Origin of the sequence: Gordonia westfalica, from assembly GCF_900105725.1 — a bacterium.
GTDB lineage: Bacteria > Actinomycetota > Actinomycetes > Mycobacteriales > Mycobacteriaceae > Gordonia > Gordonia westfalica.
Window position 1 is genome coordinate 2362936 of sequence record NZ_FNLM01000034.1, and the last position, 23336, is coordinate 2386271.

The following is a 23336-nucleotide window of genomic DNA, read 5'->3' on the forward strand; positions in this document are numbered from 1 at the left end:
GTCAACCCTAGGTGATCGATGACCAGGTCACACCGGGTAACCACACAGCTGTCGATCAGGTGTACAGCTGCCCTCGTGACCCGCCGATGCGCGACGCTTCACCCTTATTGACGAATCACCTGCGGAGATGGTTCCGCGGGAGTTGCCCGGCCCGGCAAAGTCATCCGGATGAGCGCACCGCCGTCGGGCGAGGTGTCGGCCGTGACGGTGCCGCCGTGGCGTTCGACCACCTGCCGCACGATCGCCAGGCCCAGACCGGAACCCGGCATCGACCTCGACTGTGTCGAACGATAGAAGCGTTCGAACACCAGGCCCCGGTCCTCCTCGGGGATTCCCGGACCGGCATCGGCGACGGTGAGCTGCGCGGTGGACATCCCGGTCTGTGTCAGCGCGACGACCACCGACGTCCCCGGCGGACTCCATTTCGCCGCGTTGTCCAGCACATTCAGCACCGCACGGGACAGTCCGTGCTGTTCGCCGAAGACGTACCAGGGCGCCACCTCGAGCACGAATTCGACGTCGTTGCGGCGTCGTCGGACCCGTTCGAGAGCCTGCTCGACGATCTCCGCGAGATCGACCTCCTCGTACACCACCTCGGGCGCGTCCTCACGCGCGAGGTCGACGAGATCGCCCACCAGCGTGGACAATTCCTCGATCTGCGCGATGAGGTCGGCGCGCAGGTCGGCCATGTCCTGCTCGGGAACGGCCCGTGCGCCCGGCCGGCTCGCCGCGATCAGCAGTTCGAGGTTGGTGCGCAACGAGGTCAACGGGGTTCGGAGCTCGTGTCCGGCGTCGGCGACGAGACGTGCCTGGCGGTCCCGGGATTCGGCGAGCGCCCGGAGCATCGCGTTGAAACTCGCGGTGAGCTTGGCCAATTCGTCGTTGCCCGTCACCGGGATGGGTGTCAGGTCATTCGTTCGCGCGACCCGCTCGACTGCCCGGTTGAGCCGCGCCACCGGTCTCAGACCGGCACGTCCGACGGTCGTACCGGCGAGAGCCGCCAAAGCCACTCCGCCACAACCGACCACGAGCAGCACCCAGGCCAGGCGTTTGAGTACGCGGTCGGTCTGGATGAGGCTCTGCGCCAGGACGAGGGTGTTGCCGTCGTCGAGTTTGCGTGTCAGGACGCGCTGATTGTGCGTGGTGCGCAGACTCTGAGGATTGGTCCCGGGAACCGACGGTGACCGCACGATCGCGCGTTCGGGTTCGTCGAAGGGGACCTGCCCGATGAGGTACGTCTGACCGCTCGGCGTCACCAGGGCGACCGAGATGTTGGTGGAGAACACGGTTCCCGCGACCAGTTGCTCGGGCTGGTTGCGGAGGACGCCGGCGCGGGCGAGGGCGGCCATGCCGTCGGCGCGGCTCTCGAGCTGCTGGTCGACCTCGTTGTACATCGCCCGGTACACCACGAAGTAAGCGGCCGCGGCCATCAGACTGACCGACACCAGCACGACGGTCGCCGACAGGATCGTGACACGCGAACGAAGCGACACCGCCCGCGTCAGCGGCATCGGCGCGCGCATCTCCTTCGACACTAGGGCGGGGTCTCCCGGAGCACGTATCCCACACCGCGGACGGTGTGGATCAGTCGCGACTCACCGTCGGCCTCGGTCTTGCGGCGCAGGTAGCCGACGTAGACCTCGAGGGCGTTGCCCGACGTCGGGAAGTCGTATCCCCACACCTCTTCGAGGATGCGGCTACGGGACAGCACGCGCCGCGGGTTGGCCATCAGCATCTCGAGCAGGGCGAACTCGGTGCGCGTGAGGCTGATCGGCCGTTCACCGCGGGTGACGTCGCGCGTGACCGGGTCGAGCGAGAGGTCGGCGAAGACGAGCGTCTCCGAGTCCGCGTCGTCGTCGGGTGCGGCGCGCCGCAACAGCGCCCGCAGCCGGGCCAGCAATTCTTCGAGCGCGAACGGCTTGGGCAGGTAGTCGTCGGCTCCGGCGTCGAGCCCGGAGACCCGCTCGGACACCGAGTCCCGGGCCGTCAGCACCAGAATCGGCAGGTCGTCACCGGCGGAGCGGAGTCGGCGGCACACCTCGAGGCCGTCGAGCCGCGGCATCATGACGTCGAGGATGACGACGTCCGGGCGATCGGCGAGGATCTTCTCGAGTGCCTCGATGCCGTCGCCCGCGGTCTCGACGCTGTATCCGTTGAAGGTGAGCGACCGTCGCAACGACTCCCGGACCGCCCGGTCGTCATCAACCACGAGGATGCGCATGGCATACAGTCTTATCCACCTCGGCTGAGATCCGCCTGAGCAACGCCGCAACCGGCGCCATCCGGTCTCGGAATTGCGCGCCACCTGCGGTTTCCTCGACCTTCACACCCCTGGTCATCGACTGTGAGATCAAGTTGATAGCCGCGTAACGCCGGCCTTCGGGTTGCGAAACATCCGACTTCGACGCTGGAGAACGTGACCGCCTCCCCCACCTCGCACCCCGGCCTGCCCCCATCGGCCATGTCGCGGTCGGTGATGTCACTGTGCGCCTACTGCGGCGTGGGATGCGGCATGGAGATGCGGCTCGACGGCGCCGGTGAACTCACCAAGACCGTCGGGCGCGCCGATCACCCCACCAACTTCGGCCGGCTGTGCACCAAGGGATCGACCACCGCCGACATGCTCGCCTCCGGCGGCCGGCTCGACGCTCCCCTCGTCCGCGACGACCGCGGCGGCCAGTTGCGTCGCGGCGACCTCGACGCCGTCATCACCGACACCGCGCGGCGGCTGCGCGCCGTCGTCGACCAGCACGGTCCCGACGCGGTCGCCCTGTACGTGTCCGGCCAGATGTCGCTCGAGGCGCAGTATCTGTCGAACAAACTGGCCAAGGGGTTCATCGGCACCAACCAGATCGAATCGAACTCCCGGCTGTGCATGGCCAGCGCGGGCACCGGTTACAAACTGTCGCTGGGCTCCGACGGGCCGCCCGGGTCGTACCAGGACTTCGACCATGCCGACGTCTTCCTGGTCATCGGCGCCAACATGGCCGACTGCCACCCGATCCTCTTCCTGCGGATGATGGACCGGGTCAAGGCGGGTGCCAAGCTGATCGTCGTCGACCCGCGGCGCACCGCGACCGCCGACAAGGCCGACCTGTTCCTGCAGATCAAGTCCGGCACCGACCTCGCCTTCCTGAACGGCCTGCTGCATCTGCTGATCTCCGGCGGCCACACCGACGACGAGTTCATCGCGTCGTTCACCGACGGTTTCGAGCAGATGCCGGACTTCGCGGCGCAGTATCCGCCTGAGGTGGTCGAGTCCATCACCGGAATCCCCGCCGACGACCTGCGTGCCGCGGCGACGATGATCGGCGAGGCCGGCAACTGGATGAGCTGCTGGACCATGGGTCTCAACCAGTCGACGCACGGTACCTGGAACACCAACGCGCTCGTCAACCTCCACCTCGCGACCGGCGCGATCTGCCGGCTCGGCAGCGGCCCGTTCTCCTTGACCGGCCAGCCGAACGCGATGGGCGGCCGCGAGATGGGTTACATGGGACCGGGATTGCCCGGTCAGCGGTCGGTGTTCGCCGAGGCGGATCGTGTGTTCGTGGAGAACGCGTGGGGCGTCCCGGCCGGCACGCTGCGCACCGACGTCGGCGGCGGAACCATCGACATGTTCCGCAAGATGGCCGACGGCGACATCAAGGCCTGCTGGATCATCTGCACCAATCCCGTTGCCTCGGTGGGCAATCGCAAGACCGTCATCCAAGGCCTCGAACGTGCCGATCTCGTGATCACCCAGGACGCGTTCGCCGAGACCGAGACCAACCAGTACGCCGACGTCGTGCTGCCGGCCACGCTGTGGTCGGAATCGACCGGCATCATGGTCAATTCGGAGCGCAACCTGACGCTGTTCGAACCCGCGCTCGGCGCACCCGGACAGGCGATCCCCGACTGGGAGATCATCGCGCGCATCGCATCGGAGATGGGGTACGCACACGCGTTCACCTATTCGAGTGCCGAGGAGATCTTCGACGAGATCAAGCAGTTCGCGAATCCGAACACCGGCTACGACCTGCGAGGCGTCACCTACGACGGCCTGCGCCGGACGCCGATGCAGTGGCCGTGCCCGCCGGCCGACGGCATCGGGGACCCCGCTGAGAGCGGCGCGCGCAACCCCACCCGGTACCTGAACGACGGCCGGAGTCAGACGTTGCACCGGCTCGACGACGGATCGGTGCCGCGCCTGGCGTTCGCCACCCCCTCGCGCCGCGCGCAGTTCTTCGCCCGGCCGCATCTCGACGCCGATGAGCTGCCCGACGACGACTATCCGTTCCTGCTCAACACCGGCCGGTTGCCGCACCAGTGGCACACGATGACCAAGACCGGCCGGGTCGCCACACTGAACAAGCTCAATCCGGAGCCGTTCGTCGAACTCCACCCGGAGGACGCCGAACGCCTGGGTATCGGGTCGAAGGACAAGGTCGAGGTGGCGTCGCGTCGTGGACGAGCGGTGTTGCCCGCCAGGGTCTCCGATCGGGTGCGGCCCGGGAACTGCTTCGTGCCGTTCCACTGGAACGACGTCTTCGGTGAGCACCTCTCCATCAACGCCGTCACCTCGGATGCGGTGGACCCGCTGTCGCAGCAGCCCGAGCTGAAGGTGTGCGCCGTGACGCTGACCAGGGTCGCCGGGTCGCCGTCTGCTGTGGCGCCCGTCGCCGGCTCTTCTGAGTTGGCTGTCGCACTGGGAGTTTCGGACGTCGTCGTCCCGGAGTTGTCCCCGGCGGAACAGATGTACCTGGCCGGGCTGGCCGCGGGTGTTTCGGCTGCGCCGTCGGGTGTTCCGTCGGTGCCCGCCGACGCGCCGCTGCGCGACGAGGTCCGACTGTGGGCGTCGGGCCTGCTCGCCGGGATGTTCTCACGGGTCGATGCCGCGACGCCGTCGGTGCCGTCGGCGGATTCGGAGGAATCGACCGGCACCATCACCGTGCTGTGGGCGTCGCAGATGGGCAACGCGGAGGAACTGGCGACCGAGACCGCCGAGCGGATGAAAGAGAACGGACTCCGGGCCGACGCGAAGTCGATGGACGAGGTCGAGGTCGGCGAATTGCGGGGTACCGCACTGTTCGTCACGTCCACGACCGGCGACGGCGACCCGCCCGACAACGGTTCGGCGTTCTGGGATTCCCTCAATGGGGCGGAGGCACCGGATCTCTCCGGCGTCGACTATGCGGTACTTGCTCTCGGCGACTCCAACTACGACGACTTCTGCGGCCACGGACGCAAACTCGACGAGCGGATCGGTGAACTCGGCGGTCGCCGGATCGTCGACCGTGTCGACTGTGAACCGGATTTCTCCGAGACCGCGGGTGGTTGGCTCAACGAGGTCATCCGTGCGATCAGCATCGGTAACCGCGCACCCACTTCCGGTGTGTCCGAAGAGCGGGTCACCGTGGTCAGCGAACCCGCGGACTCCGCGGCCGCTCCCTCGGTGCGGACCGCACCGGCCTATTCGCGCAAGAAGCCCCTGGCCACCTCGCTGGTGCGGAACGTCAAGCTGAACTCCGCAGGCTCGCAGAAGGATGTGCGCAACTTCGGGTTCCGGCTGCCCGCCGACACCCTGACCTACCAGGCCGGCGACGCGCTCGGCGTCTGGCCGCTGAACAATCCGACCCTCATCGAGGAGTTCCTCGACCGGACCGGGCTCGACGGCGGGCACGCGGTGACGGTCGGCGGCGACGAGATGCCCCTGCACCGGGCGCTGCGCGAGCGTCTCGAGTTCGCCCGGGTCACCACCGATCTCGTGCGCTTCGTCGGTGAGCGTTCCGGTTCCGATGATCTGATGACGCTCGTCGCGCCGGGCAACAAGCAGGCATTCAACGACTGGTCCTGGGGCCGGCAATCGGTGGACGTCCTCGCCGAGCATCCGATCCGCGCCGACGTCGACGAGTGGCTCGACGTCCTCAAGCCGCTTGCCCCGCGGTCGTATTCGATCTCGTCCAGCCCGCTCGAAAGTCCCGACGAGGTGCAGCTCACCGTGTCGGCGGTGCGCTACAACCGATGCGGCACCCAACGCGGCGGAGTCTGCTCGACGTTCCTCGCCGACCATGCGGAGGACACCGAAGTCGGGGTCTTCGTCACCTCGACCACGCACTTCCGCCCGCCCGCCGATCCCGACACCCCGATGATCATGATCGGACCCGGCACCGGCATCGCCCCGTTCCGCGGCTTCCTCCGCGAACGGGAAGCATTGGGCCACAACGGCAAGAACTGGCTGTTCTTCGGCGAACAGTATTCGGCCACCGACTTCTACTACCGCGACGAGCTGACGACGATGCTCGGCGACGGCCTGCTGACCCGTCTCGACGTCGCCTTCTCCCGCGACCAGGACCGCAAGATCTACGTCCAGGACCGCATGGTCGAACACGGCGAAGAGCTCTACCAGTGGCTGCACGACGGCGCCCACGTGTACGTCTGCGGTGATGCGTCCCGGATGGCCAAAGACGTCGATGCTGCTCTGAAAGGCATTGTCGCGCAGTACGGCCGCCGCTCCCCCGCCGGTGCCGAGGCCTACGTCAAGGCCCTCGCCGCCGACAAGCGGTACGTGCGCGACGTCTACTGACCGCCCCGCTCCCGAGGTGCGAGGAGCACAAGCGACCCCCCCGCTCCCTGAGACACGGTACGCGCCATTCCCGCTCCCTGAGGTGCGAGGAGCGACCACCCCCCGCTCCCTGAGGTGCGAGGAGCGCAAGCGACGAGCCACGAAGGGCTCGCAACGAACCCTGCAACCCCACCCCCGCCCCCTCAGACACGGAGACGCCCCCCCCGCTCCCTGAGGTGCGAGGAGCGCAAGCGACGAGCCACGAAGGGCTCGCAACCCAAGAACTCCACAGAAGCAGCGGCTTCGTCAAACCTGTCCACAGCTGCCAAGGACCAAGCCGATTCCACCCATCCGAACCGCATGATCCCCACATGGCATGGGTCTACATCCTCGAATGCGCCGACGGCGCGTACTACGTCGGGAGCACACGTGACCTGACAAACCGCCTTCAACAACACAGCTCGGCGCAGATCGGGTTCACCTCGCAGAGGCGACCGGTCCGGTTGGCGTGGTCCGCGGAACTCGATCTTGCCGACGCCTACCGAATCGAGCGGCGGATTCACGGTTGGTCGCGAGCGAAGAAGAGAGCGTTGATCGACGGCGAGATCGATCATCTGAAGATGCTGGCGAAGCGACCTGGTGCCGCCCAGCGACATACTTCTGGTTGACACTGCTTCCAGCACTGGGGACGCCGAGATCCGAGGTCGCGAGCCCTTCGTGGCTCGTCGCTTGCGCTCCTCACACCTCAGGGAGCGGGATTGGTCGTCGCTAACGCTCCTCACACCTCAGGGAGCGGGATTGGTCGTCGCTTGCGCTCCTCACACCTCAGGGAGCGGGATTGGTCGTCGCTAACGCTCCTCACACCTCAGGGAGCGAGGTTGGCTCGTCCCCTCAGGGAACGAGGTTGGCTCGTCACGTCAGGGAGCGAGAGTGACTCAGAGCCAGACGATGATGTCTCCGTCGTGTTCTTCGATGCGGTGGACGGTGACCGACCCGATCCCCTCCGACGTGCAGGAACCATCGGCGAAGGTGAACGCGTACTGGTGCAGCGGGCAGACGATCTTCGCGGCGTCGAACTGGCCGTCGGCGAGCGGGCCGGCGCGATGCGGGCAGACGGCGTCGGTGGCGCGCAACGAGCCATCGGTCATGCGGAAGACCGCGATCTGTCTGCCGTCCACCGCATATGCGCGGCTCTCGCCCAGCTCGAGGTCGGCGACGGCCCCGATGACCACTCCGGGTTCGGTGATGCTGGTCATCGGACCGGCACCTGCGGGAGCGGCAGCAACGGCAGGGCCGGGGTGAACTGCGCCGGCGACTTGGGTTCGACGCGATCGAGCCAGGGGTCGACGTAGGCGGCCACGGCGTCGTCGATCCGCTCCTGCAGTCCGGCGACCAGGCCGTCCCGGTCGTCGACGATGATCGCGCGCAACTCCTCGATGCCTATCCGCGGTACGAAGGCGTAGGTCCGCTCGAGCCATTTGCCCTGCTCGCGGTAGTACTGGATGAAGATGCCGCACAACCGGATCACCTCGTCGGGCGAATCCACGGTGGCCAGCAGGTCCCCCTTGCGGATGTGGGCTCCCGCGGCACCGCCGACGTAGATCTCCCACTTGCCGTCGCCGATGGCGACCACGCCGAAGTCCTTGCACAGCGCTTCGGCACAGTTGCGCGGGCAACCGGTCACGGCCAGTTTGAGTTTCGCCGGCGACTCCAGCCCCTGGTAGCGCGTCTCGATGTCGATGCCGAGCTGCGTCGAATCACCGAGACCGAAACGGCAGTAATCGGTTCCGACGCAGGTCTTCACGGTGCGGAAGGACTTGCCGTAGGCGTAACCCGACGGCATGCCAAGGTCTTCCCAGACCTTCGGCAGGTCTTCCTTCTTGACGCCGAGGAGGTCGAGTCGCTGGCCGCCGGTCGCCTTGATCATCGGGATGTCGTACTTCTCCGCGACGTCGGCGATCTTGCGCAACTGGTCGGGCGAGGTCACCCCGCCCTTCATCTGCGGCACCACGGAGAAGGTGCCGTCGCGCTGGATGTTCGCGTGCACACGGTCATTGACGAACAGCGCACCGGGCTCACGCTTCCAGTCGGACCCCCAGATGATCCGCAGCAACGAGGCCAACGGCATCTTCGCGGTCGCGTCCTCCCCGGCCGGGGCCAGCTTCTCGAAGACCTCGCTGACCGACCGCAGGTTCTGCCGCCGGATCGCGTCGATGAGTTCGGGTTTGGTGAGCGGGATCGATGGCACGTACCAGTCGGCCGAGGCGTCGGCGGTGAGAGCATCACCGGCCGCGTGTTCGACGATGTCGGCGACGAGACCCTTGCACGACCCACATCCCTTGCCGGCGCGCGTCTTCGCGCACACCTCGCCGACGCTGGTGCACCCCGACGCCACGCAGCTCATGATGTCGCCCTTGGTGACTCCGTTGCAGTTGCAGACCTGCACGTCGTCGGCGAGTTCGGCCGCACCGGTCTCCGCGCTCGGCGTGCCCATGTCGAACAGCATCGAGATGCGCTCGTCCGGCAACGGCACCTTCTCGTCGAACGCCTGGGTGAGGAAGTTGGCCTTGGAGATGTCGCCGAGCAGCATCGCGCCGATCAGCTTGTTGTCGCGGACCACCACACTCTTGTAGATACCGCTGCGAGGTTCGTAGAACTGGACGAACTCGTCGTCGTCGCGTTCCGGTCCCTTGACGCCCATCGCCGCGACGTCGACGCCCGCGACCTTGAGCTTCGTGGTCAGCCGCGAACCGTGGTATTCGGCTCGGGGATTGGCGCCGGTCAGCACGTCCGCGAGGACCACGGCCTGTTCCCACAGCGGGGCGACGAGTCCGTACACCTCACTACGATGCTGTGCGCACTCCCCGACCGCATAGATGAATGCCTCGTCCTCACAACGCATCTGATCGTCGACGACGATTCCGCGTTCGACGACCAGACCGGCCCCGCGCGCGATCTCGACGTTCGGCCGGATACCCGCCGTCACCACGATCATGTCGGCGGGCAGCGAATCCCCGTCGGTGAAGCCGACTCCCGCGACCGTCCCGTCGTCGTTGCGAAGCACCGATGTCGTGCGTTTGCCGGTGTGGACGCCCACCCCGAGGGATTCGATCTTGTTGCGCAGCACCCGCCCACCGCGCTCGTCGAGCTGCTGGTTCATCAGGTGACCGGGCGAATGTACGACGTCGACGGCCACGCCCTGCGTCTGCAGACCGTACGCGGCTTCGAGACCGAGCAGCCCGCCGCCGATCACGACGGCGCGCATGTGATCGCGCGAGGTCGCCAGCTGGAGCATGCCGTTGGTGTCCTCGATGGTCCGGAAGCCGAAGACGCCCCGCGCGAGTTTGCCGTCCGGTTCCCGGAGCCCGTCCATGTTCGGGAAGAACGTGTGGGAGCCGGTGGCGATGATGAGGACGTCGAAGTCGATGACCCGTCCCGACGCACACGTCACCGTCTTGGCGAAACGGTCGATCGACTCGGCACGGTCGCCGGCATGGAGGGTGACGCCGTGCTCGCGATACCACGCCATCGGATTGAGCATCAGATCGTCGTCGTCGACCGTGGCCTCGCCGGCGAGGACATGGCTGAGCATGATGCGGTTGTAGTTTCCGTAGGGTTCGTCGCCGATCATCGTGATGTCGAACCGGTCGCCGCCGCCGCGCGTGAGGATCTCCTCGACCGTGCGCGCCCCGGCCATGCCGTTCCCGACGACCACCAGGCGTCGTCGTTCCCGCAGATCCTGGGAGTCAGCCATCAGAAGACGACCATCCCGAAATCGACGACGACCTCACCGGTCGTGCCCTCGGGCGCCGCGATCACCAGCTCGAGCGTCGTGTCGGGGTCGACGTCCTCGACGACGCGCAGCGGCACGTTGACCGACGACCGCGCCCCCATCGGGAACATGCGCATCGGCGTCCCGTCGCGCATCAGGGTCACGCAGATCAGTTCGCCGGAGCTGTTGCCGCCGCGAAAGTACAACGGCTGCGCCGTCATTCCCGACGGCACCACGAACGTCAGCGACGGGTCGATCGGACCGGACTTGGACAGGCCTGCTCCCACGAAGGGAAAGACGCCCTGCAGAAAGTGCGGAGTACTCGACATGCCGCCACTATCCGCGCGGCGCGTGAAATGCGACTTGCCTCGGTGTTACGGCAACGTTGTCTGGTTCTCACGGTCCATCCGCGGCCCCGAGAGCAGCGTCGACGTCGGGTCAGCGGCGCAACGCGCGTTCGCGGGCCAGGAAGAAGAACGGGATCGCCGTCGCGATGCCGACCCCGAAGGTGAGGACCACCGACGCGATCCACCACGGCATGATCCGCAGGCGCTTGGCCTCGCCGAACGCCCACAGGTGGAAGGCGATCACCACGAACAGCAGGTCGACCATCGCGAAACGACCCGGCGTGGTCTTCATGATGTCGCCGACGAAGAAATCTCTCACCGACTCCGGCCCGTTGCGTCGGACGTACGGGATCGCGATCGCGTTCTGCGTGACCAACGCGGTCACGAAGACCGCGAACAGCGAACGCTCCCGCCACTTCTGGTTCATACCCTCGTACGTCATCGTGCCTCCTGGGTTGTCTCGAATGCCCCGATGGTGGCACGACGGCGCAACGGCCCTCAGCCCTTTCGCCACCCCGCCGCGCCGACCATCTCCGCGACCTGGGTGAACTTCACGCGCGGACGGCCCTGCTCGACGCCGCGGCGGCGTTCCCGCCGGTCGATGGCGCGCATGCCCCGATAGCCGATGATGGTCTTCACGCGCTTGCGCACCAGTGCCGGGAAGTCCCCCGCCGCGTGCCCGGTGCGCCGGAGACGACCCGACGCGGCGTCGACGATGAAGTCCTCCACGGTCTGGGTGGCGCACATCTTGTTGGCGCCGATCCCGCCGCTCGGTCCGCGCTTGGCCCAACCCAGCACGTAGCTGCTCGGGACGATCTCGCCGGACTCGTCGACCACCCGGCCGGCGTCGTTGCGGAAGATGCCACGCTCGTCGTCGAAGGCCAGGCCCGGAATCGGGGTCGAGCGGTAGCCGATGGAGCGCACGATGAGGTCGGTGGCGACGTGGTGGCGCCCCTCGCCGGTGCGGACCGTGATCGCCTGCACCTCGGGGTTGCCGACGATCTCCTCCGGAGTGCTGTGGAACAGGAACACGATTCGACGTCTGGACGGGTCGGCGGGTTCGTTCAACGACGGGACCTGCCCGTCGAGTCCGTCGAACACCTCGACGTCCACACCCGGGATCTCCGACAGCGCACGGTATTCCGCTGCCGTGTAGGCAGCCGCGGCCTGGTCGCGCCGGCCGAGGAGGACCACCTCGTGGATGTTCTGTTCGCGTAGGATGTCGAGGGCCCGGTCGGCGATGTCGGTGGTGGCCAACAACTCCGGCGGGGACACGAGGATGCGTGCGACGTCGAGCGCGACATTGCCCGTGCCGACGACGACCGCGCGACCCGTTGCCGGATCATCGGCCGTTCCGCGACGCAGCGGCGGCCCCGCGTCGACGCCGGGCACACCGTTGTACCAGGCCACGAGGTCGGTGGCCGACGTCGAACCGGGCAGGTCCTCGCCCGGAATCCCCAGTCGCCGAGACTCACTGGCGCCCACCGCATAGAAGACCGCGTCGAAGTGCTCGGCCAGCTCGGCCGTGGTGATCTCGTCCGGTCCGTCACCGACGGACACGTTGGTCATCATCGTGACACGCGGATCGCGGTAGAGCAGATCGAATCCGCGGAGGACGCCCTTGGTGCCCGGATGATCCGGGGCCACGCCGGCGCGGACGAGCCCGCCCGGCGTCGGCAGCTTGTCGATGACGGTGATGGTCGCCTCGGTCCGGTCGAGCAGTGTGCGCAACGCGTAACCGCCCGACGGTCCGGTGCCGACGAGTGCAACACGCAGCCCGGCGGGCAGTTTCGGGATGTCGGGGTAGGTGACGGTGGACGCCTCGTCGTCGGTCGGCGGCACCCAGCCCGAGCGGACGTCGGGGTTGCGCTTGTAGTAGTCGGCGTTGATGTCGATGAAGACCTTGTCGCGCGTGCCGAGCTTGTCCGCGGGATAGATCGCGTCCACCGGGCAGGCGTCGGCGCACGCGCCGCAGTCGATGCAGGCCTGCGGGTTGATGTGCAGGATGTCGGAGCTGCCGAAGCCGCGTTCCTCGGGTGTGGGGTGAATGCAGTTCACCGGGCACACGGACACGCATGCCGCGTCGCTGCAACATGATTGGGTGATGACGAACATCAGAGCATGTGCGCTTTCCGGTAGTACCGCATGGCGGGCTTGGTGAGCAGGCCGACCTCGTCGAGGAACTCCATGAGGTGGGCGCAGCTGGAGCGGATCATCGAGTGGAAGTGGGAGTTCTGCTTCATCTCGCGCCGGGCCCGATCGGCGTCGAGGCCCGCGTCGGCGAAGGCCTGTCCCTGCACCAGGCTCGTGACGATGTAGTAGGCGCCGATCGCGACGGTGAGCGCGCTGAACTGGCGTCGTGCCCAGCTCACGCCCTCCAGTGAGTCACGCACCTCTTCACGCGCGAACTTCATGTGCCGCGATTCCTCGAGGACGTGGATCTCGTTGACCGTGCGGATGAAGTCGAGCACACGGTCGTCGCGCATGCACCCGCGCTGGAAGACGTCCAGAACCTCCTCGGCGACAAGGATTCCGGCGTAGGCAACCTCGTTCTTGGCGGTCTGCATGAAGATCTTGCCGAGACGCGCGACCTTCTTCGACGGCCGGTAGGAGGTGCCGACCATCTTCTCCGACGCCTTGGCGAACATGAGTGAATGGCGGCATTCGTCGGCGATCTCGGTGAGCGCGAACTGGAACTCCGAGCCGTGGTAGTCGCCGAGGTACTGATCGCGGATCACCATCTCCTGCAGGATCATCTCGAACCAGATCCCGATGTTCATGATCGACGCGAACTCGTGGCGGGTGACCGAGATGCGCTGCTCGTCGGTCAGCTCGTCCCAGTAGTCGGTGCCGTAGAGCGACGACCACTCCGGGCTGCAGCCGTACTTGGTGGGATCCATCGGCTTGGACCAGTCGATCTCGGTCATCGCGTTCCGTGACAGACGGGCAGCGGACGCCAGCAGACGCGCCGACACCTCCTCGGTCCCCTGGTCCCGCATGCTGATGACATTCTCGGTTCGTTCCATCGCGGCAGTCATGCGAACTCGCCTCTCGGTCGTCGTCGACCATGACAATGATCGATGTAATGACAATGTGTGTTGTCAAGATAGCACCGCGGTGTGACCCAGTAAACGAATCGATGAATATACTGGCGAGTAAGTTTGGCGTGGGTCCTGTTATCGCAGGTCAACGTCATCAAAGCCGTCATGGATCATCTCGGAGGGGTTCTCATGTCATCCATCTTCATCACCGGCGGAGCCGCCGGAATCGGCCTCGCCACCGCCGAACGGTTCGGCCGCGAAGGATGGACCGTCGGTGTCTACGACGTCGATGCCGAGGCCCTCGCGAAGGTGAAGGCCGACCATCCTGACTGGATCACCGGCACCCTCGACGTGCGGGAACCCGAGCAGTGGGCCGACGCGCTGGCCGAGTTCACCTCGCACACCGGCGGGACCCTCGACGTCCTCGACAACAACGCCGGCATCCTGCACGAGGGCAAGATCGACTCCATCTCGCCCGAGGCGATCAAGCGGCAGATCGACATCGACGCACTCGGCGTCGCCCTGGGCGCGCAGGCCGCCTACCCGTACCTGAAGAAGACCCCGGGTGCGCACCTGGTGAACATCGCGTCGGCGTCGGCGATCTACGGCCAGCCGGGCATCGCGGTCTACTCGGCCACCAAGTTCTTCGTCGGTGGGCTCACCGAGGCACTCGAACTCGAGTGGGAGCACGACGACATCCGCGCGGTCAGCATCTGGCCGCTGTGGGCCAAGACCGCCCTGGCCACCGGCGGCGCGAAGTCCACCAAGACGCTGGGCATCCGCATCACCCCCGAGCAGGTCGCCGACAAGGTCTGGGAGTCCGTCCATCCCACGCGCCAGGACAAGCTGCTGCACCGCACCAGCTACTCGGTCGGCGCACAGACCCTGTTCCTCGGCAACGCGGCCAAGTTCATCCCGAACTTCCTGAACCGGACCGTCAACAAGTTCATCGCGCAGTAGCCATCCCGCAAACCCGAGCCGTCCCGCAAACCCACCCCTTTTCCGTAAACCCACCCTGCGCAGACTGGGCGCGTTTACGGAAAAGGGGTGGGTTTGTCTGAGGGTGGGTCCCCAACGTGCTCTCGTGCGTCTGATTCACATGGACCTGCCCACCGATGAATACGGCCTGATCCTTCGCAGCGAAACCGTCGGCACCCACATCACTGACGAACGGTTGCAGCGCATGGTCGAAGGCAACGGCCTCTACCGCCTCTGGCCGGGCGCGATGGCCGACTTCGCCACGGTTGACCAACTCGACGCCATCGAGAAGCATCGGCTGACGGTGATCGCGGCCGCGAACGCGGGACGCGCGGGCCGACTGTTCAGCCACGTCTCCGCGGCAGCCATGCACAGGCTGCCGATGCTCTGGCCCGATCTGTCACAGATTCACGTGACGTCTCCGAAAGTCGGGAAGCGGACAGCGAATATGGTCAAACATCAGGCCGTCGTCGAACCTCAGGACATCGAGGTTGTCGACGGCGCCACCGTGACAAGCATCGAGCGCACAGCGTGTGACATCGCCAGGCTCGGAACCAGCCGCCAGGCGCTCGTGGTGCTCGACGCCGCACTGCGACGCGACGCCGATCTCGAACAGATGAACCGAATCCTCGAGTCGTGTCGAGGATTCAAGGGCGTCGAGATGTTACGCCGCTTGTTGCCACATGCGAACGCACTGTCCGAGAGCGTCGGCGAGTCCCTCAGTCGCGCAGTCATGCTCGAGTTCCCCGACCTACCTGTACCGCGGCAGCAGGTCGAACTCTTCGACGACCGCGGCACACTGATCGCCCGCGTCGACTTCCTGTTGGCAGACAAGGTCGTCGGGGAGTTCGACGGCATGATCAAGTACAACGGCGCGGTCGGCGACAAGGCTGCGTGGAAGACGGTCGTCGACGAGAAGATCCGAGAGGACAAACTGCGTGCGCAGGGGTACACCGTCGTGCGGTGGACGTGGCAGGATCTGGCCGACAAAACCCGCTTCCACGCGATGCTCAAGAAGGCGCTGCCCTCGCCTGACGCCAGCAAACCCACCCTTTTTCCGTAAACCCAGCCCCCGCGGCGGGGGTGAATCTACGGAAAAGGGGTGGGTTTGCGGAGCGGGTCAGCGGCGGGCGGTCGGGAGTCGCCACCCGAACCTCAGGCCGAGCAGGCGCAACCCGGTGGCGAGGATCGAGCCGACGATCAGCCAGACCCACTCCGGGACAGAGGTGTGGTACGACCCGACGGCGACCACGGTGGAACCCAACAGGGCGGGAACCGCATAGAGGTCGGCGGGCTGGAGGAGCAGCGGGATCTCGTTGGAGATCACATCGCGCAGGACGCCTCCGCCGATCGCGGTCATGAGTCCGACGGCGGTCGCGGCGAACGCGCTGGCTCCGACGTGGACGGCGATCGACGCCCCGGTCGCCGCGAACAGGCCCATCCCGAAGGCGTCGAGGACGAGGATCGACCGGCGGAGCTTTGTGAACGCCGGATGGAAGGCGAAGACTAGCAAGCTGGCGATCGTGCCGGTCAGCGCATTGCCGAAGCCCTGGACCGACGAAGGTGGGGTGATGCCGAGCAGAACGTCACGCAGGACACCACCACCGGCGCCGGTGAGCACGCCGACGGTCACGATGCCCCACATGTCGAAGTCCTTGCGGACACCGACCATCGCGCCCGAGGCTGCGAACACCGCGACTCCCGCGAAGTTCAGGATGTCGAGAAGCACTTCACAACCTCCTCACGACCAGGTCGCCCGGCACGCGAACCACACACACACGAATGGCCGCCCCCGGATACCGGGGACGGCCGTCCATGTAGAAATCGCGGTGCCTAGGCGGCAACCGGAAAAGGCTAGCGACGATCCAGGTCGATGATGCCCGCGCGAGCGGCCTTCACGAGTCGACGCGGAATCCGCACGGGGACGCCGTTGACCTTTTCTTCCTGCAGTGCGGGGTTTTCCGCCTTCCACTGCGAACGACGGCTACGGGTGTTCGCCCGCGACATCCGGCGCTTCGGTACAGCCATGGTTGAGCCCTTCTCCTACTGTGGTCTGCGTGGCCGCTGGCAACGCAGAACGTCACCGATCGACCCGAGTCAGTGCGCCCACGGCCCCGCGGGCGTGGCACACAACCCGACCAGACTACCTGGCGAGACCGCCCAGCTCCAAAATGGTCATCCACCGCGACGCCGCGCCGGTCGGCGTCAGATGTAGGACCAGGGACTTTCCACTCCGGTGAACAGGACGACCAGCCAGTACGCCACCCACACGACGATGATGAACAAGCCGATGATGACGGCCGTCAGTGCGAGGCCGTCACCGGTCTGACTTCCGCCCGACGCCGCGATCTGCTTCCGGGCGACGAGGCCTAGTACGAGTCCGATCAGCCCACCGATGCCGACGCACACGAGACCCAGCAGCGACGCGACAAGCGCCGCCACCGCGAGCGTGTTGGTCTTGGGCGTCTCGTCACCGTGATGACCGTCGCCGGCGGGCTGGTCCCCCGACGGCGCCTGCCCGTACTGCTGCCCCGGCGGCGGCCCCTGGGGCGGCTGCCCGTACGGCTGTCCCGGCGGCGGGCCGTATCCCGGCCGGCCCGGTCCGGGCGCCGGCGGGCCCGGTTGCCCGTACCCCGACGGACCCGGCCCGCCGTACCCGGGCGGCCGCCCCGACTGTCCGTATCCGGGCGGGTTCGGCCGGCCGTAGCCCTGCTGTCCCGGCCCCTGCTGTCCCGGCTGCCCGTACCCCGGAGGCGGGGCGGAACCCGGCGCGCTGGGTCCACCGGGCGGACGGGTCGAGATGACGCGCGTCGAGTCGTATCCGGACGGCGCCGGGCCCGGCGGTGCGGGCGGCGGCGGAACCGGATGCGGCGGTGCGGGAGGCGTCGCGGCGTGGCCCTGGGGTCCGCCCGCGGTGCTGATGACGCGGGTGACACCGTCGGCCGGGCTGTGCGATTGCGCCACCTCGGTGCCCTCCGGGCCGGCACCCGGAGTCGAGGTCACCGGCGGCGAGGTGTCGGGAGTCGAGGTGTCCGGAGTCGAGGTACCCGGAGTCGACGGCACCGGCTCGGTGGTCTCATCCGCCGTGCTCGAGTCGCCGAGGAGCTCTGCCCGCGACACCTTCTGCGTCGGTTCCGACGGAGACGGTGTCGGATCGGGTGCCGAGCCCGGCGGCACCTGATCCGACTGGGACTGGGGTGTGGAGGACGGATCGTGCGGATCCCCGCCTCCGGTCGGGTTCGACATCAGATGCCTTTCACAAGCCGTGCGTCGTCGCGGCGCGAGGATCGTTGCAGCGCAGCGCAGTGGCTGCGCAGGTCACAGAGTAGTGAGAAAACGCCTCGAACCGGGTGGAAGTCGACGATCGCAGGCTCAGATCGGCCTGATATTCGTTCAGTAGTAGTAGACCGAGTCCATCGAGTTGCCGGCCGCGACCAGGATGATGATCAGCACGACGGCGACGACGGCCCCCAGGATCCCCAGCCCGCCGGTGATGATCCCGGCAAGGCCCATACCCGTACCGGTCTGGTTGCCGGCCGACTGCTCCACCTCGCGGCGTCCCATGACACCGAGGACGACCGCCGCGATTCCCAGCGGCAACGCCAGCGGGAAGCATGCGGCGAGCATGACCAGGGCGACGATGCCGCAGACCAGCGCGCCGATCGCCTTGCCGTTGGTGCTCTTCTGCGGAGCCCCGTAGCCGTAACCCCCGTACGGCGCAGCGCCGTAAGGATTCTGGGCACCGTAGGCCGCCGACCCGTAAGCGGGCTGCTGTCCGGCCTGGTAGGGGTCGTTGTACTGCCCGTAGGGCGCGCCCGGCGCCTGACCGTACGGATTCTGGTTGTACGGGTCCTGGTTGTACGGGGCCTGGGGCTGGCCGTACGGGTTCTGCCCATAGGCGTTCTGGTCATAGGGGTTCTGGCCGTACGGATTCTGGCCCTGCGGATCCGAGGACGGTCCCGGCTGGTAGGTCTGCGCGAACTCGGTGGGGGCGTAATCCGGGGAGCCCTGCCCCTGATCACCCTTGCTCAGGTTGGGGCCCGCGCCTTCCGACGACCCTGAGTTCGGCACCGTCCCCCAGTCGTCCTGGCCCTGGCCCGATCCCTGTCCCGGTGGATATGACACCCGTAACCCCCTCGTTCGATCCGATAAATCCGTTCATCACCCTAATGAATAGACTCGAGCGGTGTCTGGCGTCATCTCCGGCTTCACGGTGATCTTCATAGTAGTCGGGGTCGGGTATCTCCTCGGACGGACGCACGTGATCGGCGATCACGCGCATGAAGTCCTGTCCCGCCTGGTGTTCTTCGTCTTCACCCCGGCACTGCTGTTCCACTCCCTGGTCACCACCGACTTGTCGGTCGTCTTCTCGTCGACGCTGGTGATCGCCGGTGGCAGTGCGATGCTCATGGGCGTCATCTATCTGGTGATCGCCAAGCTGTGGCTACGACGACCCGTTCCGGAACTCGTGATCGGGGCGCTGTCGTCGTCGTATGTCAACAGCGTCAACCTCGGACTCCCCATCGCGATCTTCGTCCTCGACGACGCGTCGTTCATCGCGCCGCTGCTGCTGTTCCAGATCGTCATCTATTCCCCGATGGCATTGCTGGCTCTCGACCTCACCGCCCTGGAACGCGATACGGGACGTTCCCTCGTCCGCGATTCGCTGATCGCCCCGATCACCAATCCGATCGTCGTCGGCGGCATCGCCGGGCTGGTGGTGTCGGTGCTGGGGTTGATGCCGCCGGCCGCGGTGATGTCACCGCTGAAGATGCTCGGCGATGCGTCGGTGCCGGCGGCGCTGCTCGCCTTCGGTCTCTCGCTCACCGGCGTCCAGGTGTTCAAGAAGGGCGAGAGCCCGCGCCGCGACATCGCGCTCGCCACGGTCCTGAAGATGGTCGTGATGCCGCTGACGGTGTACGCGATCGCACGGTGGGGGTTCGGTCAGACCGGGGAGGAATTGTTCGCCATGGTCGTGATCGCCGCGCTGCCGACGGCGCAGAACGTCCTGGTCTACGCCACCCGGTATCGACGCGGGCAGATCCTCGCCCGGGACACCGCGCTGATCACCACGCTCGCCTCGATCCCGGCGATCGCCGTCATCGCGCTGCTGCTGGCCTGAGGCCGCGACGCCGCGGGGTCACACGTCGGGGTCTTCGCGCGGCACGCGTTTGACCTCGACGCCGCCCATCAGCGCGAGCCCGGTCACGCGCACGACGGGTGCACCCGGTCGCGACGCCGTCTGCGACTTCCCGCCGAAACCGCCCATGATCCCGAGACCGCCGATCTCGACGGTGACACCGTCGGGAACCCTGATCTCGATGCCGCCCATGATCGCGATGCACTGGACGGTGAGGACCGGCGCGGTGAACTCGACCTCGCGCAGGTCGATCTCGACGCCGCCCATGATCGCCGTAGCGGTGAGCTCGTCGGCCACCACCGCGGTCCCCGACAGTTCGCTGCCGGACATGATCGCCAGGCGATGGCGCACCGCCGCGTCGGAGTTCCCGCCGGTCACCCGCGGGCCCGGCGACATCGACGCCGCCGGCATCGCCACCCCGAGCTGAGCGATCGGGAGGTCATCGGTCAGCGCGTCCAGATCGCCGAAGGTCTTGGCCATCACCGCTTTTCCGGCTCGCTCCTCGTATTCGACGAGCGAGAGACTGCCGTGCGCCATGGCTGCGGACAGGAGTTCGTGCACCAGTTCCCGGTCGGCATCGGCAGCACGCAGACGCGCTCGCCGATCGTCGGGAGCGGGGAGATCGCCGGAGGTCGTCACGTATCCAAACCCTAGTGGCCGCACCGCGGTCCGACCACCCTGATTTCCACCCTGAGCCGACCCCGACGGCGATCCGCCCACCGTCCGGTGCACGGCAGGGCATAATTCATTCACCCCGGACGGACACCCGCCCGACCTACACCGGAGGCGACCCATGGGCCAGCCCTACGATCCCGGTTCGTCCGGCGCGAATCCGTACCAGCCCGGCGCCTATCAGCCCGGCCCGAATCAGCCCGGCCCCTACGGGTACGGCGGTTACCCGCCGCCCCCACCTCCCAAGGACCGGAAAGGGATGCGGCTCTGGGGCAAGATCCTCACCGTCGTCGGCATCGTCATCCTCGTGGCATCGGTCGCGATCGGGGTGGTGCTGGCCGTCAGCGGTATCGGCCAGGTGGTCGATCAGGCCGAGCAGGCCTTCGTCGTCGACCCACGGGCCGAGCACCGTTACGACGCCGGGGACACCTTCGCCCTCTTCCGCCCCGACAACACCGCGTCGACGCCCTCCTGTGAGATCACCGGACCGGCGGCACTCGAACGCGGTTCCGACGTGACGGCCGAATTCCCCTACGACGGCACCCAGGTGCAGTCGTTCGAGTCCTTCGAAGTGGTCGAGGCCGGAACCTATTCGTTCGTGTGCAGCGACCGGGTCGTGGTCGCCTCCATCGACATCGGCGGTATCTTCAGCGGCGTCGGCGGCGTGCTGCTGGCCGTCTTCGGCGGCGGCTTCGGCGGTGTCCTGATGCTGATCGGGATCGTGCTGTGGGTCATCGCCGGGCGTAAGCCCCGGACCGCCTCGCCACCGGCCCCCTGAACCGGCGCTCGACTCCTCAGCCGCGTCGACGGCCCTTCCGGGACTTCAGGTAGTCGCCGACCACCGCGGCACCGAGACCGTCGACATCGGGCGCCACCACGCGTCCGCCGATACGACGCGCGATCTGGTCCATGAAGTGGGCCAGACCGGGGTCCTCGCCGAGGCGGAAGAACGTGACCTGCGCGCCGAGTCGTGCCACATGGTCGAGTTCGCGCACGGTGAGGGCGATCGTCTGCGGGTGCGGCGGATAGAAGAAGAACGGCTCGCCGCTGGGATCGAGGTGCGCGGTCGGTTCGCCGTCGGTGACCACCAGGACCACCGGCTGCGCATTCGGGAAGCGACGCAGGTGCCGCTGCGCCAACAGCAGCGCGTGGTGCAGGTTGGTGCCCTGTTCCATCCGCGGTTGCAGCCCGGTCAGTTCCGCGATGTCGATGGACCGCGCGTACCGGCCGAAGGCGATGAGATGCAGTTCGTCGCTGCGGAAGCGCGTGGAGATCAGGTGATTCAACGCGATCGCGGTGCGCTTCATCGGCGTCCAGCGGCCCTCCATCTCCATGGAGAACGACGTGTCGACGAGCAGCACGACCGCCGCCTGGGTGCGGCTCTCGGTCTCGGCCACCTCGACGTCGCGCACATCGATCCGCACCCCCGAACGCGCCATCTCCGACGTCGCGAGCGACGGCTCGGTGGTCTCGGACACGGTGCGCAACACCGCATTCGACACCGTCCGGGTGACGTCCCAGGGGTCGGTGTCGCCGAACTCCCACTCGCGGCTGGCCCCGGTGGGTTCACCCAGGAGACCGGTCTGCCTCGTCTGACGGTCACCGCGACGCCCCGACAGCTGTTCGGCGATGTCGCGGAAGATCGCCTGACCGAGCTGGCGCATCGCCTTGGGGCTCAACCGGAGCCGGCCGTCGGCCGTGCGGTCGAAGAATCCCTGCTCGGAGAGGGCCTTCTCGAGTTCGGCGAGCATCCGCGCGTCGACGGCCGCCTCGTCGCCGAGTTGCCGCGCGAGCGCGTCGAGATCGATGTCGTCCATCTGGGCACCGGCGTACTGCTGGGACAGCTGCTCGGACAAGGCTTCCAGCTCGGAGATGTCGCGGAGCGCCGCCGCACCCTCCCCGAGTCCCATCGGCTGGTCGCCGGAGAACGACTGCGCGTCGTCCCAGTCGAGTCCGGGACGCGCCGCGCGCAGCTGTGAATCCATCTGCGCGAGTTGACTCATCAGGTCCGGCGAACCGAAGGCCTGCTGCGCCAACTGGTCCAGTTCGGCCCGCTGGTCCGGCGTCAGCGAGTTGTAGAACTGCTGGGCCGCCGCGGCCCGCTGGGCCAGCGAGTCGATGAGTTCGTCGGTGTTGCGCGGGTTTTCCGGGAAGAAATCGCCGTGGGCGTCCATGAACTCGTCGAACTTCTCCGACGTGTCCTCACCGCGGTTGTGCGCGTCGAGCAGCTCGTTGAGATCTTTGAGCATGTCCGTGACGCGCTGGCGGTCGGCGTCGGTGGCGCCTTCGAGCGCCTCCTTCATCCCGGCGAACCGCTGGTCGAGCAGCTCGCGACCGAGGAGATCCTTGATCTTCTCGTAGTCCTCACGCGCCTGCGGACTACGCCAGTTGTACTCCGACAGCTCCTCGACGGCCTGCGCGGTCGACGGCGGCAGGCTGCCGATCTGCATCTCCGCGAAGCGCGCGTCGTCGTCGAGGTCGCGGGCGAGCTGCTTGCGCTCCTCCAGGACAGCGCGGTCGAGGAGTTCGCGGATCTCGGCGAACGTGCCGTCGAGGTTGCGCTTCTTCAGCAGCTCCTGCCGGCGCCGGTTGACCTGCTCCCGGAGCTTGTCGAGGCCGCGCATGTTCGGGGTGCCGCGTCGGAGCAGCTCACGCAGGGCGCGCTGCGGCGAGGCACCGGCCATGACGTCGTCGCCGATCGTCTCCAGCGCCTCGCGCAGGTCGACCGGGGGCGCGAGCGGGTCGGGACCGCCGGTGTACCGCTGGTAGCGCGAACGATGAAAACTCTTGCGCGCCATGGATTCTCCTAGCTGTATACGTGTCTGGCGCCCTTCCTGACGCC

Annotated in this window: 20 protein-coding genes; 6 read left to right on the forward strand and 14 right to left on the reverse strand. The window is 67.2% G+C overall.

The window, feature by feature from the left end; all coding sequences use genetic code 11:
• Nucleotides 1–104: 104 nt before the first annotated feature.
• Nucleotides 105–1523 (reverse strand): HAMP domain-containing sensor histidine kinase, encoded by a 1419-nt coding sequence (locus BLU62_RS16185; protein WP_244278205.1) that lies wholly within the window; start codon nt 1521–1523, stop codon nt 105–107.
• 11 nt (nt 1524–1534) lie between these two features.
• Nucleotides 1535–2221, reverse strand: coding sequence for a response regulator transcription factor (locus BLU62_RS16190; RefSeq protein WP_074850666.1), 687 nt, complete (start codon nt 2219–2221; stop codon nt 1535–1537).
• 255 nt (nt 2222–2476) lie between these two features.
• On the opposite strand from BLU62_RS16190, the gene BLU62_RS16195 reads away from it, so the two are divergent.
• Nucleotides 2477–6565, forward strand: coding sequence for a bifunctional nitrate reductase/sulfite reductase flavoprotein subunit alpha (locus BLU62_RS16195; protein ID WP_074852945.1), 4089 nt, complete (start codon nt 2477–2479; stop codon nt 6563–6565).
• A 350-nt stretch (nt 6566–6915) separates the two neighbouring features.
• Nucleotides 6916–7212 (forward strand): GIY-YIG nuclease family protein, encoded by a 297-nt coding sequence (locus BLU62_RS16200; protein ID WP_074850668.1) that lies wholly within the window; start codon nt 6916–6918, stop codon nt 7210–7212.
• Nucleotides 7213–7479: 267 nt separating this feature from the next.
• On the opposite strand, the gene BLU62_RS16205 is transcribed toward BLU62_RS16200, so the two are convergent.
• From BLU62_RS16205 to BLU62_RS16230, 6 genes are all read right to left on the reverse strand, one after another.
• On the reverse strand, nt 7480–7800 hold the full coding sequence (locus BLU62_RS16205) for a Rieske (2Fe-2S) protein (RefSeq protein ID WP_074850671.1): 321 nt from the start codon (nt 7798–7800) through the stop codon (nt 7480–7482).
• Nucleotides 7797–10298, reverse strand: a complete 2502-nt coding sequence (nirB, locus tag BLU62_RS16210; RefSeq protein ID WP_074850673.1) for a nitrite reductase large subunit NirB — start codon at nt 10296–10298, stop codon at nt 7797–7799. Before nirB ends, BLU62_RS16205 begins: the two co-directional genes overlap by 4 nt.
• Nucleotides 10298–10645 (reverse strand): molybdopterin oxidoreductase, encoded by a 348-nt coding sequence (locus BLU62_RS16215; protein WP_074850676.1) that lies wholly within the window; start codon nt 10643–10645, stop codon nt 10298–10300. Before BLU62_RS16215 ends, nirB begins: the two co-directional genes overlap by 1 nt.
• 109 nt (nt 10646–10754) lie before the next feature.
• Complete coding sequence (locus BLU62_RS16220; protein ID WP_074850677.1) at nt 10755–11105, reverse strand: DUF2834 domain-containing protein; 351 nt, start codon at nt 11103–11105, stop codon at nt 10755–10757.
• A gap of 56 nt (nt 11106–11161) precedes the next feature.
• Entirely contained in the window at nt 11162–12778 is a 1617-nt protein-coding gene (locus BLU62_RS16225; protein ID WP_074850679.1) for an FAD-dependent oxidoreductase, read from the reverse strand.
• The gene (locus BLU62_RS16230) at nt 12778–13701 is read right to left on the reverse strand and encodes an AurF N-oxygenase family protein (protein ID WP_074850681.1); all 924 of its coding nucleotides are present in this window, start codon (nt 13699–13701) and stop codon (nt 12778–12780) included. The genes BLU62_RS16225 and BLU62_RS16230 overlap by 1 nt, the downstream gene beginning before the upstream one ends.
• 192 nt (nt 13702–13893) lie before the next feature.
• On the opposite strand from BLU62_RS16230, the gene BLU62_RS16235 reads away from it, so the two are divergent.
• The gene (locus BLU62_RS16235) at nt 13894–14664 is read left to right on the forward strand and encodes an SDR family oxidoreductase (RefSeq protein WP_074852946.1); all 771 of its coding nucleotides are present in this window, start codon (nt 13894–13896) and stop codon (nt 14662–14664) included.
• 139 nt (nt 14665–14803) lie between these two features.
• A complete protein-coding gene (locus BLU62_RS16240) occupies nt 14804–15745 on the forward strand; it encodes a hypothetical protein (RefSeq protein WP_074850682.1) in 942 nt (313 codons plus the stop codon).
• A 57-nt stretch (nt 15746–15802) separates the two neighbouring features.
• Here the strand turns inward: BLU62_RS16240 and BLU62_RS16245 are convergent, their stop codons facing one another.
• The 4 genes from BLU62_RS16245 to BLU62_RS16260 form a co-directional block, all read right to left on the reverse strand.
• Nucleotides 15803–16411, reverse strand: a complete 609-nt coding sequence (locus tag BLU62_RS16245; protein ID WP_074850684.1) for a trimeric intracellular cation channel family protein — start codon at nt 16409–16411, stop codon at nt 15803–15805.
• A 125-nt stretch (nt 16412–16536) separates the two neighbouring features.
• Nucleotides 16537–16710, reverse strand: coding sequence for a 50S ribosomal protein L32 (rpmF, locus tag BLU62_RS16250; RefSeq protein ID WP_005193867.1), 174 nt, complete (start codon nt 16708–16710; stop codon nt 16537–16539).
• Nucleotides 16711–16887: 177 nt separating this feature from the next.
• A complete protein-coding gene (locus BLU62_RS34385; protein ID WP_074850686.1) occupies nt 16888–17928 on the reverse strand; it encodes a DUF4190 domain-containing protein in 1041 nt (346 codons plus the stop codon).
• A 147-nt stretch (nt 17929–18075) separates the two neighbouring features.
• The gene (locus BLU62_RS16260) at nt 18076–18807 is read right to left on the reverse strand and encodes a DUF4190 domain-containing protein (protein WP_074850688.1); all 732 of its coding nucleotides are present in this window, start codon (nt 18805–18807) and stop codon (nt 18076–18078) included.
• A gap of 61 nt (nt 18808–18868) precedes the next feature.
• On the opposite strand from BLU62_RS16260, the gene BLU62_RS16265 reads away from it, so the two are divergent.
• Nucleotides 18869–19804 carry an AEC family transporter gene (locus BLU62_RS16265; RefSeq protein WP_074850690.1) on the forward strand — a complete coding sequence of 312 codons (936 nt, stop codon included), beginning with the start codon at nt 18869–18871 and terminating at the stop codon, nt 19802–19804.
• 18 nt (nt 19805–19822) lie between these two features.
• Here the strand turns inward: BLU62_RS16265 and BLU62_RS16270 are convergent, their stop codons facing one another.
• Nucleotides 19823–20461, reverse strand: a complete 639-nt coding sequence (locus tag BLU62_RS16270; protein ID WP_074850692.1) for a DUF1707 SHOCT-like domain-containing protein — start codon at nt 20459–20461, stop codon at nt 19823–19825.
• A gap of 154 nt (nt 20462–20615) precedes the next feature.
• Here BLU62_RS16270 and BLU62_RS16275 point away from each other — a divergent pair, with 154 nt between their 5' ends.
• A complete protein-coding gene (locus BLU62_RS16275) occupies nt 20616–21272 on the forward strand; it encodes a hypothetical protein (RefSeq protein WP_074850694.1) in 657 nt (218 codons plus the stop codon).
• A gap of 16 nt (nt 21273–21288) precedes the next feature.
• Here the strand turns inward: BLU62_RS16275 and BLU62_RS16280 are convergent, their stop codons facing one another.
• Complete coding sequence (locus BLU62_RS16280) at nt 21289–23292, reverse strand: vWA domain-containing protein (protein WP_074850695.1); 2004 nt, start codon at nt 23290–23292, stop codon at nt 21289–21291.
• Between the last annotated feature and the right edge of the window lie 44 nt (nt 23293–23336).